Source organism: Acetivibrio mesophilus (genome assembly GCF_004102745.1).
GTDB classification, from domain to species: domain Bacteria; phylum Bacillota; class Clostridia; order Acetivibrionales; family Acetivibrionaceae; genus Hungateiclostridium; species Hungateiclostridium mesophilum.
In genome coordinates this window covers 32,781-47,276 of sequence record NZ_RLII01000020.1, presented here as the reverse complement: position 1 = coordinate 47,276, position 14,496 = coordinate 32,781, and the positions used below count along the sequence as shown (strand labels likewise).

Here is a 14,496-nt window from a genome sequence, read left to right as displayed (position 1 = left end):
TCGGTATATTTTAATTTTTTCAAAATTTATATTATAATATTTGTAGGGGCATTTGTTTTAATTGAAGTACGAAATTAATCTGAACAAAATTGTGGCTATTTTCGTCAAAATAAAAATACTATTAATTTAGGGAGATGTCAAAATGAACGAGGCATATTATGATGAGGCACCTATTGTAATAAAGGACTTTTTAAGCTACATGGAGACTATAAGAGGTAAGTCAAAGAATACAATCCATGAATACTATTATGATTTGCGGCTTTTTTTCAGGTTCATGAAAATTCACATGGGTTTGGAGGATGGAAAAAAGGATTTTGATTCAATAGATATTAAGGATATAGATATTGAGATCATTAAGGAAATAACTCTGAGTGATATATATTCGTTTATGTCTTTTCTAAGCCGGGAGAGAGACAATAGCTCAAGCTCAAGGGCAAGAAAGGTTGCAAGCATAAGGTCGTTTTTTAATTATCTTACAAACAAAGCAAAGCTTTTGGAGCAAAACCCTGCTGCTGAGCTGGAATCTCCCAAAATAATGAAAAGGCTTCCTAAATATCTTAACATCGAGGAAAGCAAAAAACTGTTGGGTTCTATTGACGGAGAGCATAAAGAAAGGGATTTTGCGATTATAACTTTGTTTTTAAACTGCGGTCTGCGGCTTTCCGAGCTTGTGAATATCAATCTAAAAAATATAAAAAATGATGTTTTGACCGTAGTAGGTAAAGGTGACAAAGAGCGTACCATTTACCTTAATGCAGCATGTATAAAAGCTATTAAGGCATATCTGGAAGTTCGACCTGTAGATGGTGTGAAAGATAAAAATGCTCTGTTTTTAAGTGCTAGAAAGCAAAGAATAAGCAATAAGACCGTTCAGCATATTGTCAAAAAGTATATAAAGGCTGCAGGACTTGACCCTGAAAGATACTCCACCCATAAACTAAGACATACGGCGGCAACACTGATGTATAAGCATGGCAATGTTGATATACGAGCACTTCAGGAAATACTGGGACATGAAAGTATAGCAACAACTGAGATTTATACCCATGTTGACAACCAGAGGTTAAAAAATGCAGTGGAAAGCAATCCTTTGTCGAGTTATGTTGATGAACCCAATGATGAAAATGAGAGCTAAGCTATAATATTGAAAATGAAACGAATACCCTTGAGTAATATTGCTTCTAATTAGAATTTTTGCGGTAAAATACTGAGGCTATGGCTTCTGGACATAATTGAAATATTAGCAAAAATAGATTATACTTTATTTTTGGTATTAAATTTAGTTAGAAAAATGGAGTTGCGACATGAATTTTAGAAAATTTTATTTAATTGTATCTTCAATACTATCGGTTTTTATGTTTTTTATTGGGGCACTAACCCTCTTGTATATCAATTTCAATACAGATATCGAAAAGCCTGTCGACAATTCGGGGGCATTAATTCATGATATTTTAAGTCCTTTCAAAGCTGCTAATGAGGATTTGAATGTGCTATTATTAGGCGGTGATAAGGTTAATAACAATACTGACACAATGATGCTGGTGAATTTTAAGCCTTCAACCTCTAAAGTAAGCATTCTTTCCATACCAAGGGACACAAAGGTTACCATAAACGGCAAAAGAGCAAAGATAAACGCTGCTTATCCTGTAGGAGGAGGAGAACTTGCTACTCAGACAGTGAGCGAACTCTTTGGTATAGATGTAAAATACTATGTTTTTATTGATACCTCTGCTTTCAAAAAAATAATTGATATTTTAGGTGGAGTTGATTATTACGTTCCGGTGGATATGGACTATGATGACCCTTTGCAAGGCCTTAGTATTCATATAAAGAAAGGACAACATCACTTCGACGGTGAAAAGGCTGAAAAGTTTATGAGGTTTAGGCAAAATAACAACGGCCGTATTAATGAGTATTATGATGGAAGTGATTTGAAAAGAATTGATGCTCAGCAGAACTTTATCCGGGAAGTGGTTCGCCAGAAGCTTAATATTATTTATCTAACTAAAGTAAATGATATTGTTAATACGGTTTTCAGCAATATTGATACCAATCTTAATATGAGTGAGGTTCTAAAATTAACTGGAAGCGCTTCAAAGGTTCAGGCCGACACCATAAACATGCTAAAGGTTCCGGGAGAATCGGTATTGGATGGAGCATGGTACTATATCATGGATTCCCAAGAAACAGACAAGATTATTAACGAGCATTTTAGGTCAAAGAACTAAGAAAAACAAGACTCACAACATAGCCCTTTCAATGCATTGGAAGGTTTGTGTTGTGAGTCAATACATATTAATGGAGTTTCATTTCAAGTTTTATTTCATATACTTTAAAAACTCTCTGTAAGCCTTATACGCCATATAAATATCAACCTTGCTGGTTACTTCAAAGGGTGAATGCATTGAAAGAACGGCCACTCCACAGTCTATTACATCCATTCCCATATTGGCTACAAATTGCGCAATTGTGCCTCCTCCGCCCTGATCAACCTTGCCTAATTCGGCAGTTTGCCAGTATATTTCCTTATCGTTGAATAGATTTCTCACCTCTGCCATGAATTCGGCGTTGGCATCACTTGCACCGGATTTTCCACGAGCACCGGTATACTTTAGTAGTACAATTCCTTTTCCGATAAAGGAAGAGTTAAGCTTATCATATACTCCCTCATAGGTTGGGTCTATTGCTGCATTGACATCTGCCGAAAGCATTTTAGAGTTGGTCATGCATCTTCTCAAAATTATGTCTGTATATTTTTCGGAACTCAAAGCACATATATCAGCTATGAAGTTTTCCAAAAAGCTTGATTGGGCTCCGGTATTGCCCATACTTCCTATCTCCTCTTTGTCCGTAAGCACGCAAATAGATGTTTTGTCAATATTTTCGAGATCCAAGACAGCTCTTAAGGCTGTATATGCACAAACTCTGTCATCTTGCCCGTAAGCACCGACCATGCTTTTATCCAAGCCCACATCCTTTGCCTTGAAACAAGGAACCAGTTCGAGCTCGGCAGACAGAAGATCCTCTTCAACAATGTCATATTTCTCATTAAGGAGCTTAAGTATGTTGAGCTTCACTTTATCCTTAATCTTTTCATCGTTATATGGAATGGAACCGAAAAGAATATTTAAACTCTCCCCAGTTATTCCATCGCTCATTTTCTTTTGCATTTGCTCTGCTGCAAGGTGCGGTAGCAAATCCGTTATTGTAAACACCGTATCTTTATCATCTTCGCCAATTACAATTTCAACACTGCTTCCGTCCTTTTTTATAACGACTCCATGCATGGAAAGCGGTATAGTTACCCACTGATACTTTTTTATTCCGCCATAATAGTGAGTCTTCAGAAATACCATGTCGTTTGACTCATATACTGGGTTTGGCTTGAGATCAATTCTTGGAGAGTCTATATGTGCCCCCACAAGGTTTAAGCCTTTTTCCGGCGGTTGTGAGCCGATAACTGCCAAAGCTATAGTCTTGTTCTTGAATGCTCTGTAGACTTTCATTCCGGGCTTAAGCGGTTTTCCGGATTCTATTATATCTTCTATTGAAACAAACCCTTTATCTTCAGCCAGTTTTTTAGCTTCTTTCACAAATTCCCGTTCTGTCTTGGATTTGTCTAAAAAAGACTTGTATTCTTCACAAAAAGCAAATGTGTTCTTTACTTCATCATCGCCTATTTTGTTCCAAACATTGGGATTGTTGTAAGATAACTTTTCCGACAGCTTCTGACCCGGTGTTTTATTATCTGGCATATTTTATTACCTCCTGCAGTAATTTTATATTTATTATTATATCTCTAAATACTTCCACAATAAACATTAAATCAAACATAATTTTAGAATTTATAAATGTCAAAAAAAAGAAGAGTATCAGCTCTTCTTTTTAATACCAATATTATCTTATTTTGTGCATTATGTGAATGTTTCTGAAAGCTCTTCCATCATTAAGTCATAGTTGTCGAGAATCTTAAACAGCATATCGACTACACGAGGGTCAAATTGCGTACCGGAGTAAATTCTAAACTGCTCTTTTGTTTCTTCAAGGCTTAGCTTCGAACGGTATTTCCTGTCTGACATCATTGCATCAAAAGCATCGGCAACAGTTAATATTCTCGCCAGAAATGGGATTTCATCGCCCTTCAATCCTTCCGGGTAGCCTTTGCCGTCAATTCTCTCGTGGTGGTATTTTACCAGTGGGACAACATCCTTGAACATTGAAATGGCGGATAGTATATATGCACCTTTTAACGGGTGCTTCTTAATTTCTGCATATTCATTATAGTCCAGCTTTTCGGTTTTAAAAAGAATATCATCAGCTGTGCCTATTTTACCTATGTCATGGAAGATGCCTCCTACCTTCAGAAGCTCAATCTGCTCTTCCGTCAGTCCAAAGCCTTCCCCCAGTTTTGCTGCATAGTATGAAACACGGTCCGAATGTCCTCTTGTATAGATATCCTTTGCATCAACTGTTAGACGTAAAGCTTCTATTGTATCAATATATCTTTTTCTAAGCTCCTGATAGGTCTTGTCCAGCTCGTCTTTCTTCATGTTTATCAGCGAATGCAAAAAGGCATTGTTAATGGATGAAGCCGCCTGAGAGGAATAGATTTCAAGAAGCTTTATCCCATCACCTAAATTACTGCTTTCTATATAAATAACTCCAATGGATTTGCTCTCTTCATTCATAAGCGGAAGTATTATTCCGTGATCTAAACGAAGCACTTTCTTGCTGTCCCGGGCACGCCCTATATTCTCCATAAGTTCAGGACTTAACATGGTAACCAGAGATTCTACACGGATGTCATATTCACCTACTCCTTTAAAGATGATTTCACCCTCAATACTGTTACAATCATCTATCAGGATAAAAGCATCTTTACTATTTACCAGAGGCATCAATCCTTGCAATATTTCTTCCAAAATAACTCCTATTGGCTGGAGTTGATAAATTTTTGGCACAGCCTGGAGTATTCTGTTTAACCCATCCTTAAACTGGCTTATGGTACGCATTTGAGATATTGACTTTATTCCCGATTCAATCAAAAGAAGAAGCTGGTCAAACTTGTCTCCCTTCTCGCAATATCCTTGAATGTCGAGAGCCTTGATAGTCTCAAGTGGAGGAGCTAAGTCTTTGTGTCCCGTTAAAAGAAGAATATAAATATCCTTATTGAACTCTCGTATTTTTGCAACGACCTCATCTCCATGAATAGGTGACATGATATAGTCTAAGATAAGCATGTCGAAATGCTCTTTCTTGAGAGTTTCTATTGCCTCTAAAGGATTTGAGATACCCTTGCAAAAATAGCCGCTCCTTGTAAGCATGACTTTCATCGAATTTATTATACCTTCTTCATCATCAACAATAAGGATTTTGTAGTCCGTCGATACTTCAATTAATCTTTTTCTCATATGAAAATCCTCCTCAATAGAGTACGGGCAAATAGCAATATATCATTTTATTACTGAAATGTTATAAAAGAATCTATTAAAATCTTTATTGAATTATGCAATTTATCGAAAAGTAACAATTACATAATAACCGGATGCATTTAAATTAAAAGGACATAAAATTTCATTATATAATTATTTTACTTTATTTTTTTTATTTTTGCAATATTTAAGTAGTAGTTTTATAGTCCCATTTGATTAGGACTATGTGATATATGCAATTCCTTTGCTTATTTTTCATTTCCTCTTTCTTGACTAATTACTGTATTTATTCTATAAATAATAGTAACAGTCAAAACTTAACTGGGAAATTAATTGGAGGTAAACATAATGTATGATTGTCATGTTCACAGCAGTTTTTCAGGAGACAGCAACATGGATGCAGAAATCGCAATTAATACTGCCGAAAAATTTGGGCTTGAAGGTATTTCCTTTACAGATCATCTAGATATAGATTATCCGGATTATGATGATGTTTTCACGATTGATTTTGACAAATATTCTGAAGTTATGGATAGGCTCAAGCGTGATTATTCTGCTAAAATCAGAGTTTTCAAAGGTATTGAAGTAGGTATACAACCCCACGTGATAGAGGAGTCCAATGATATTGTTAAAAAATATGATTTTGATATTGTAATCGGCTCGATTCATATTGTGGATAAAACGGATCTCCATAATGGGGACTTTTGCAGGAATAAAACAAAGAACGAAGCCTATTTGAGGTATCTGGAAACCGTTCTTGAGTGTATTAATCTGTTTGACAATTTCGATATTCTCGGTCATATTGATCTCATCAGGAGGTATGGATGTTATGATGACAGGACATTAAAATTAAGCGATTTTGGAGATTGGATTGATGCCATACTCAAAGCCCTTATTTCCAATGGCAAAGGTATTGAGGTAAACACCTCCGGCTTTCGATACAATCTTAATTCGCCAATGCCGGACTATGAGATCATAAAAAGATACAGAGAATTAAACGGAGAAATAATTTGCACAAGCTCTGATGCCCATACCCCCGAATATATAGGTTACAAATTTGACTATGTAAAAGAGCTGCTTCTTAAGGCCGGCTTTAGGTATACGGCACATTTTGAAAATAGAAAACCGGTGTTTACACCAATTTAAACAAGCTTAGGGGTGTTTTTCCCTAAGCTTGTTCCTAACAATTACCTGTGTTTTATACAAGTTTTACCCTGTGATATGTCTTTTTGCCTTTTTTAATGATCAACTCACCGTTGTTGAAATCATCCATAGTTACTACTTTGTCAAAGCCTTCAACTTTGTTGTCGTTTATAGTAATTCCGCCCTGCTCTATTAGCCTACGGCCCTCACCCTTTGAAGGAATTAGCTTTGTCCTTACAAGAAGGTCAATTATGTTTATACCGTCTGAGAGCTCATTTGATGCGATTTCAGTGGTAGGCATATTGTCAGTACTTGCACCCTTTACAAAAAGAGCCTCAGCTGTTTTTTGAGCATTTAAGGCCTCTTCCTCACCGTGAATAAGCTTTGTAACTTCAAAGGCCAGACGTTTTTTAGCAATATTTATTTCCTGGTCTTTCAGCTTTGCCAATTCCTCAATTTCTTCCATAGGAACGAAGGTTAAAAGCTTTAAGCATTTTATTACATCATTGTCGTGTATATTTCTCCAGTACTGGTAGAATTCGTAAGGAGAAGTCTTGTTGGCATCAAGCCATAATGCACCTTTTTCCGTTTTGCCCATCTTATTTCCTTCGCTGGTAGTAAGGAGCGTAAAGGTCATACCATAGGCTTCTTTTCCTTCCTTCCTTCTTATAAGATCTATTCCTCCCAGAATATTTGACCACTGGTCATCACCACCAAGCTGTATAATACAGCCATACTCCTTGTGCAATTTCAGAAAATCGTAGCTTTGCATGAGCATGTAGTTAAACTCGATAAAGGAAAGACCTTTTTCAAGCCTGGACTTAAAGCATTCTGCCGTCAGCATTCGGTTGACGGAAAAGTGGACTCCTATATCCCTTAAAAAGTTAACATAATTCAAATCAAGCAGCCAATCAGCGTTATCGACCATTATTGCCTTCCCTTCACCAAATTCAATGAATTTGGAAAGCTGCTTTTTAAAGCTATCGGCATTATGCTTGATTTCTTCCCTAGTCATCATTCTTCTCATATCGGTTTTCCCTGTGGGGTCCCCAACCATTGCGGTGCCGCCTCCGATCAGAGCTATAGGTCTGTGTCCGGCTTTTTGCATATGAGCCATAACCATCATTTGCAAGAAATGTCCTACATGAAGACTGTCAGCAGTTGGGTCAAACCCGATATAAAACGTAACTTTTTCCTTTTCAAGAAGCTCTTTTATAGTTTCTTCGTGGGTGAGCTGCGCAATAAATCCCCTTTCTTTCAATGTGTCAAACACACTGGACATATAAATACCTCCTAAAAATTATTTCTTTTAAAAGTTGTAAGGCTCGAAATTCTATTTCTCAAATGCCTTTTTTATTTTTCAAGCTAATAAAAAAAGCTTCGTCGCCCTGCTTAAGGACGAGAAAGCTCCCGTGGTACCACCTTAATTTGTATATGTTTAATATACCTCATTAATTACTGCCGATATAACGATTGGCTTCCGTCATACATGAATAGGCTTCAAGTATGAAACTCCAGAGGGTAATTCATCCATTCATGTGCTAAAGCCCTTTCACCAGCCGGGCTTCTCTCTAATTGTAACCATGAACGACTACTGTCTCTCCATCATCGTCTTTTGCTTTTCGAATATTTTAACATATTAGTTCAGCGTTTACAAGAGATTTAATTAATAATTTCAATATTTGACTATAGGATTGTTCCGCCGCCAACAACTATATCACCATCATAAAAAACCACTGACTGCCCTGGAGTAATAGCTCTCTGAGGGGCATCAAACACAACCTTAACCTTATCATCTTCTATAGGGTAAACGACCGCATCTGCTTCTTTGGCAGAATATCTTATCTTTGCCTTAACCCGAATTGGCTGGTCCAGTGTATCTATTGAAATAAAATTCAGGTCGTGGGCCGTGAGCTCTTTTGAAAAAACTTCATCTTCTTCGCCCAGCACCACGTTATTGTTTTCCATATCGAGCCTTACAACGTACATTGGCTTGCCCAAGGCAATGCCAAGGCCTTTTCTTTGCCCTACGGTATAATGAATTATACCTTTGTGCTTCCCTAATATATTTCCCTTTGTATCAACAAAATAACCGGGGACAATTTTCTTGTCGGTATTCTCTTCTATAAACTTTCCATAATCATTATCGCTTACAAAGCAAATTTCCTGACTGTCAGGCTTCGATGCAACATAGAGCCCCAATTCCTTTGCCTTTGCCCTGACATCGTCCTTGGAGAATTCACCGATGGGCATAAGAATATGGCTAAGTTGTTCTTGGGTAACATTGTAAAGGGCATAGGTCTGATCCTTCTGTTGAGTAACCGATTTCTTCAGCAAATGTCTTTTCCTATCCTCATCATAGGTTATAATTGCATAATGTCCTGTGGCAATATAGTCAATACCCATGGACAAGGCTTTGTTTAGCATTGACTCAAACTTTACATACCTGTTACACGCAATGCAAGGATTTGGGGTCCTGCCCTTGAGATATTCGTCTTTAAAGTAGTCTATAACACTCTTCTCAAAAATGTCTTTAAAATTCAAAACATAATAGGGAATGCCCAGCATATTTGCAACACTTCTGGCATCGTCAACAGCAGAAAGCGAACAGCAGCCACCTTCAGTAAGTTTTACATCTTCATTCATATCAGGCCAGATTTGCATTGTGGCACCAATTACTTCATATCCCTGTTCCAAAAGTATGGCGGCAGCTACAGAACTGTCAACGCCGCCGCTCATACCTACCATAACCTTTTTCTTACTCATTGTAATTATAATCCACCTTTAATCTTCATCATCATCAATGCCATGATGTATGTCATCACATCTTCTTCCGCACGCATTACAATCGCCGCCTTCGGGCAGAAGTCCATTTTTACGCTTATAATCATCAATTGCAGCACGGATAGCTTCTTCTGCCAGGTTTGAGCAGTGCATTTTAACAGGAGGAAGCCCGTCTAAAGCTTCTGCTACAGCCTTGTTTGTTATTCCAAGAGCTTCTTCAACGGTTTTTCCGACAACAAGCTCAGTTGCCATACTGCTTGTTGCTACTGCCGCTCCACAACCAAAGGTTTTAAACTTTGCATCCACTATTACGTCGTTTTCTATTTTGAGATACATTTTCATTATATCTCCGCATTTTGCGTTGCCAACCTCGCCAACACCATCTGCGTTTTCAATTTCACCCACATTCCTGGGATTCATAAAATGGTCCATAACCTTTTCACTATACATATTAATTCCCTCTTTTCACTTTTTCATATAATGGAGACATCTCTCTTAGTCTGTCAACAATCATAGGCAGTACGTCCATAAGATAATCTATATCTTCATGGGTATTTTCAGTACCAAAGGTAATCCTCAGCGAGCCGTGAGCTATTTCATGAGGAAGACCTATTGCAAGCAGTACATGGGATGGATCAAGAGAACCTGAGGTACATGCAGATCCGCTTGATGCAGCAATTCCTTTCATATCAAGCATCAGAAGAAGGGATTCGCCTTCAATAAACTCAAAAGAGAAATTTACGTTGCCCGGAAGTCTCTTATACCTGTCTCCATTTAGCTTAACAAAAGGTATCTTTTTTGATATCTCTTCAATTGTCCTATCCCTTAATTCAAGTAGCTTTTTATTATTTTCTTCAATATTTTGTGTGGCAAGCTCAATAGCTTTACCCACGCCTACTATGCCTGCAATATTCTCGGTGCTTGCCCTGCGGCCTCTTTCCTGAGCACCTCCATGCATAAATGATGTAATTTTAACGCCTTTTCTAATGTACAATGCTCCTACACCCTTCGGGCCATAAAACTTGTGGCCTGACAGAGATAAAAGATCAACATTCAAATCAACAACATTTATAGGTATATTCCCAACTGCCTGTACGGCATCCGTGTGGAATATTATTCCTTTTTCCCTTGCAATTTTCCCTATTTCGCCTATGGGCTGAATAGTACCGATTTCATTGTTTGCAAACATGATTGTAATCAGTATTGTATCAGGTCTTATTGCATCTTGCACCTGTTGCGGCGATACCAGACCATTTTCGTCTACCGGAAGATATGTTACTTCAAAGCCATCACTCTCCAGGTACTGACATGCGTGGAGCACTGCATGATGCTCGATTGCCGTGGTTATTATATGCCTGCCTTTGTCTCTGTTGGCATATGCAACACCTTTTATAGCCCAATTATCTGCTTCGGTACCAGAACCCGTAAAGAACACTTCTCTAGGAAGTGCACCGATTGCCTTGGCAACCTTTTCTCTTGATTCTTCAATTGCCTTTTTGCTTTCTCTTCCTATCGAATAAATTGAAGAAGCATTCCCAAACTTATCTGAAAAGTACGGAAGCATAGCTTCAAGTACCTGTGGATTAACTGGTGTTGTAGCAGCATGATCCAGATAAATAATCTTGTTGTCATTCATAAAGATTACTCCTTACTATAATTTAGAATATATTATATAATTTATTTATTCCCAAAAACGATTATCTAAAACAAATGTCTTACTAATAAAGTTGTGCATCAATAAAGTACAGAGTCTTTGTTGGATTTTTTAACAAGATCACCCAAAGTAATGGAATCTACGGCTTCATTGACACTGTCCCTTATTTTTTCCCAGACTATTTTTGTAACACAGTCGTCAAAGCGGTCACATTTATGAGGCTCATTTTCCAAAACACAATCAACCGGTGCAAGAGAACCCTCCAATGACCTTAGAATCGAGCCTATTGTAATGCTATCGGGATTCTTTGACAGTAAATATCCGCCTTGTGCTCCTCTTACGCTTCTGACATGGCCTGCTTTTCTAAGGGCGGCAAAAAGCTGCTCTAAATAATTTTCTGACAAAGACTGCCTCTCGGCAATGCTTTTTAGTGCAACAGGTCCTTGATCGTTGTGAATAGCAAGATCAAGCATGGCTTTTAAACCATATCTTCCCTTGGTAGATAATTTCATTAAATCCAGTCCTCCAATTCCAACTGTATTACTCGGTATTCACATCATTAGATTAGCACTTTGTGAAATGCTTGTCAATATATTTATAAAAAATACATATTGCATTGTTTTCGTATATAACCGTTATGTGATTTAATTTAGATCGAAGAGAGGACTATAATATCTTGTACGAAGCATATCTTCTATTTCGCCGATGCTTTTACCGAATGCATTGACAATAAATACTCCATAGTTTGCCCTTTGCCCTGTGGTCATTTCAGGCATATTATTTCTGGAAATATGGGATATCTGAAAGGAATTTCCTTCATAAACAATAGCATCTATAGGATAGTTATAGGTTTCTAAATCAACAACCTCAAAACCTCTCCTTTTTAATTCTTGCTTTAGGATGTCTAATCCACTTTGTACCGCTACTACTATAAAAACCACCTCCGGAATAATAAAACACTCTATATTAGAGTATTCGCCAGAAGTGGTTTATATATACTTCTTGATTTTAGTTTTCTCTTAGCTATTTCTTATTTGAAACGATGTAAAAGACAAACACTAGCATTATAACAAGATAAATAGCTGCGCTCAACTCCCGATAGATTCCGAATACGGCAATGTTCAACAATAGTAGTAAAAAACCGGCCAGAAGTATCCAGGCCATAACTCTTTTAAACATGTAACTCTCCTTCCGCTAAATATCCTTTTCTTTTTGATAGAAGAACGTCTGTATAGGTTTGAAGTTATAAAGATTATAAAGTATTATCTGTTCTGTGCTTCCAACAAAAAGTACTCCACCCGTTTTGAGGGATCTATTGAATTTTTTATAAATCTCTGTTTTTGCTTCCTCTGTAAAATAAATCAGTACATTTCTGCATACAATAAGGTCACAGTTCTTTGGATAGGCATCTGCCAATAAATTATGCTTAATAAACTCAACGCAGTTTTTTACTTCCTGATTTATGGCAAATATGTCGCCATCGGTTTTAAAGTATTTCTCAATGTAGTTCTTGGGCAAATTGGCAATGCTCTTATCGGTGTAGAGACCATTTTTTGCCTTCAAAAGGATTTCATTATCTATATCCGTAGCAATAATCTTAATCTTGCTGAGCGGAAGAAATTCATTTAATATCATAACAAGAGTATAAGGTTCATCTCCGCTCGAACAAGCAGCACTCCAAATTTTGAGGCTATTATTTTTTTCAAGAAGCGACGGAAGTATTATTTTTTTTAGTTTTTCCCACTGTTCCGGATTTCTGTAGAACTCGGATACATTGATGGTCATATAGTTGATAAACTCATTATAAAGCTTATTATCTGTTTTGATAGCTTCAACATATGGTTTATAGCCGTTAAAATTATTTTTACTTATCAAAGAATCCAGTCTTCTTTTCATTTGTTTTTCTTTGTAAGAGCTTAGGTCAATTCCAGTTAGTATGAGTATTTCTTTCTTAAAACCTTCATAATCCATAACCATTTTGCCATCTCTCCATTTCTATTCTTAAATGACAAGCACCAGCAATCTTGAATCGGCTATAAATATGAACATTAACCTTTTTATTTCAGTTTTATGTACAGTTTATATGTCCAGTTCAGGGAAAAACCTTTTTATTTCAATTTCGGCACTCTCAGGGGAATCTGATGCATGGATCAGATTTTCAAAAGAATGATATCCATAATCACCTCTAATGGTACCGGGGTGGGAATCAAAGTTGCTTGTTGCCCCAATCATGCTCCTTACTGCCTCGATCACCCTGTTGCCGGAAAGAATCATTACAATTACAGGACCAGATGTTATATAGTTAATCATATCGTTAAAAAACGGCTTTTCCTTAACATGAAAATAATGCTCGCAGGCCAAATCCTTACTGATATTCATCATTTTCAAGTGAAAGATTGTAAAATTCCTCTTCTCGAAACGGGATATGATATCGCCGACAATTTTTCTTTTTACAGAATCAGGCTTTAATAAAACCAGCGTCCTCTCCATAACTACTCCTCTCTTAATTTAAATGGATTAAATAATTATTTGAAGCCTTGAATACAATAAAAAAACTTTAAAAGAACAGCACTATATAAATGATATGATTATATTAATACATTTATTTTATCATAGACATAATCAAAAATAAATATATTGTGCTGGAAAAACCGGAATAAATGAATGCAGCATACGAGCTATACAAACATAAAAGCGTGCTAATATGCACGCTTTTAGACATCTATTTTAACAATTATAAATTTGCAACTTTAACAGGTTCTTCGAATACGCCTCGTTTCACCTCGGTTGCAGTCATATGCTTGGCTTTAAACCTTTCTGTTAGGTAATTGCAAGCATCCCATGGGTTTACCTTTTCTCCGCAAGTAAATACATCTACTGCGGCATATCCCAACTCCGGCCATGTATGGATTGCCAAATGGGATTCAGAAATTACTACTACACCACTTACTCCTTGGGGACTGAATTTGTGAAATGCCACTTCTCTAACTTCAGCACCAGCTTCAAGAGCAGATTCAACCATGATTTTTTCAATCAAACTCCGATTATTAAGTATAGAGGCATCGCATCCATATATTTCTGCCAGAATATGACGGCCCAAAGCATTCATTTCTTTTTCCTCCTTCAGATTTAAAAAAATATCAACAACCTTTCTTCAATTTTGAAATTAGTCAATTTCAACAAAATTTATTTTAGCACGTCTGCACTAAAAGTCAATAGATTTTTCTAAAATTTTAAATATATCTTGTTTATTCTGAATTATTAAAAATCTTCTTCGATTTCCTCTGTTTTATGCATATTTTTATCCCATTTACGCTGTAATTCAACATATTAGGGTTCGTTCTGTGAACAAGTAAAAGCTCGGGACATCGAGACCCTTCGCTTTTGTCTCTTTCATTTCATTCTAGGAGGCAAAGTAAAAAGCCTGTTACATTTAGCAACAGGCTTAAAGTTAATCATTATAAACGAACCTATATTTAAATT

14 protein-coding genes and 1 other annotated feature are annotated in these 14,496 nt (G+C 36.8%); of the genes, 3 read left to right on the top strand and 11 right to left on the bottom strand.

Annotated elements, in window-relative coordinates:
• Positions 1-142 precede the first annotated feature (142 nt).
• Positions 143-1,135 carry a tyrosine recombinase XerC gene (locus EFD62_RS12935; protein ID WP_128706246.1) on the top strand — a complete coding sequence of 331 codons (993 nt, stop codon included), beginning with the start codon at positions 143-145 and terminating at the stop codon, positions 1,133-1,135.
• Positions 1,136-1,304: 169 nt separating this feature from the next.
• Positions 1,305-2,228: an LCP family protein gene (locus EFD62_RS12930; RefSeq protein ID WP_069193755.1), complete on the top strand. Its 924-nt coding sequence runs from the start codon at positions 1,305-1,307 to the stop codon at positions 2,226-2,228.
• Positions 2,229-2,318: 90 nt separating this feature from the next.
• Here the strand turns inward: EFD62_RS12930 and EFD62_RS12925 are convergent, their stop codons facing one another.
• Positions 2,319-3,755 carry an aminopeptidase gene (locus EFD62_RS12925; RefSeq protein ID WP_128706245.1) on the bottom strand — a complete coding sequence of 479 codons (1,437 nt, stop codon included), beginning with the start codon at positions 3,753-3,755 and terminating at the stop codon, positions 2,319-2,321.
• A gap of 159 nt (positions 3,756-3,914) precedes the next feature.
• Positions 3,915-5,411 (bottom strand): DUF3369 domain-containing protein, encoded by a 1,497-nt coding sequence (locus tag EFD62_RS12920; RefSeq protein WP_128706244.1) that lies wholly within the window; start codon positions 5,409-5,411, stop codon positions 3,915-3,917.
• Positions 5,412-5,780: 369 nt separating this feature from the next.
• Between EFD62_RS12920 and EFD62_RS12915 the strand changes: the two genes are divergently transcribed.
• Complete coding sequence (locus EFD62_RS12915) at positions 5,781-6,578, top strand: histidinol-phosphatase HisJ family protein (RefSeq protein ID WP_069193758.1); 798 nt, start codon at positions 5,781-5,783, stop codon at positions 6,576-6,578.
• A 52-nt stretch (positions 6,579-6,630) separates the two neighbouring features.
• Here the strand turns inward: EFD62_RS12915 and tyrS are convergent, their stop codons facing one another.
• From tyrS to speD, 9 genes are all read right to left on the bottom strand, one after another.
• Positions 6,631-7,857: a tyrosine--tRNA ligase gene (tyrS, locus tag EFD62_RS12910; protein WP_069193759.1), complete on the bottom strand. Its 1,227-nt coding sequence runs from the start codon at positions 7,855-7,857 to the stop codon at positions 6,631-6,633.
• 109 nt (positions 7,858-7,966) lie between these two features.
• Positions 7,967-8,193: a binding site (T-box leader), on the bottom strand.
• A gap of 68 nt (positions 8,194-8,261) precedes the next feature.
• Entirely contained in the window at positions 8,262-9,341 is a 1,080-nt protein-coding gene (gene mnmA, locus EFD62_RS12905) for a tRNA 2-thiouridine(34) synthase MnmA (RefSeq protein ID WP_128706243.1), read from the bottom strand.
• 18 nt (positions 9,342-9,359) lie between these two features.
• Complete coding sequence (nifU, locus tag EFD62_RS12900) at positions 9,360-9,809, bottom strand: Fe-S cluster assembly scaffold protein NifU (RefSeq protein ID WP_069193761.1); 450 nt, start codon at positions 9,807-9,809, stop codon at positions 9,360-9,362.
• Position 9,810: 1 nt separating this feature from the next.
• Positions 9,811-10,995, bottom strand: coding sequence for a cysteine desulfurase NifS (gene nifS, locus EFD62_RS12895; protein ID WP_069193762.1), 1,185 nt, complete (start codon positions 10,993-10,995; stop codon positions 9,811-9,813).
• Positions 10,996-11,093: 98 nt separating this feature from the next.
• Entirely contained in the window at positions 11,094-11,525 is a 432-nt protein-coding gene (locus tag EFD62_RS12890; protein WP_128706242.1) for an RrF2 family transcriptional regulator, read from the bottom strand.
• 132 nt (positions 11,526-11,657) lie between these two features.
• A complete protein-coding gene (locus EFD62_RS12885; protein WP_069193764.1) occupies positions 11,658-11,954 on the bottom strand; it encodes a YkuS family protein in 297 nt (98 codons plus the stop codon).
• A gap of 253 nt (positions 11,955-12,207) precedes the next feature.
• Positions 12,208-12,990 (bottom strand): CheR family methyltransferase, encoded by a 783-nt coding sequence (locus tag EFD62_RS12880; protein WP_069193765.1) that lies wholly within the window; start codon positions 12,988-12,990, stop codon positions 12,208-12,210.
• 102 nt (positions 12,991-13,092) lie between these two features.
• Positions 13,093-13,503, bottom strand: a complete 411-nt coding sequence (gene ndk / locus EFD62_RS12875; RefSeq protein WP_128706241.1) for a nucleoside-diphosphate kinase — start codon at positions 13,501-13,503, stop codon at positions 13,093-13,095.
• A 244-nt stretch (positions 13,504-13,747) separates the two neighbouring features.
• Positions 13,748-14,122 carry an adenosylmethionine decarboxylase gene (gene speD, locus EFD62_RS12870; protein WP_069193767.1) on the bottom strand — a complete coding sequence of 125 codons (375 nt, stop codon included), beginning with the start codon at positions 14,120-14,122 and terminating at the stop codon, positions 13,748-13,750.
• Positions 14,123-14,496: the final 374 nt, after the last annotated feature.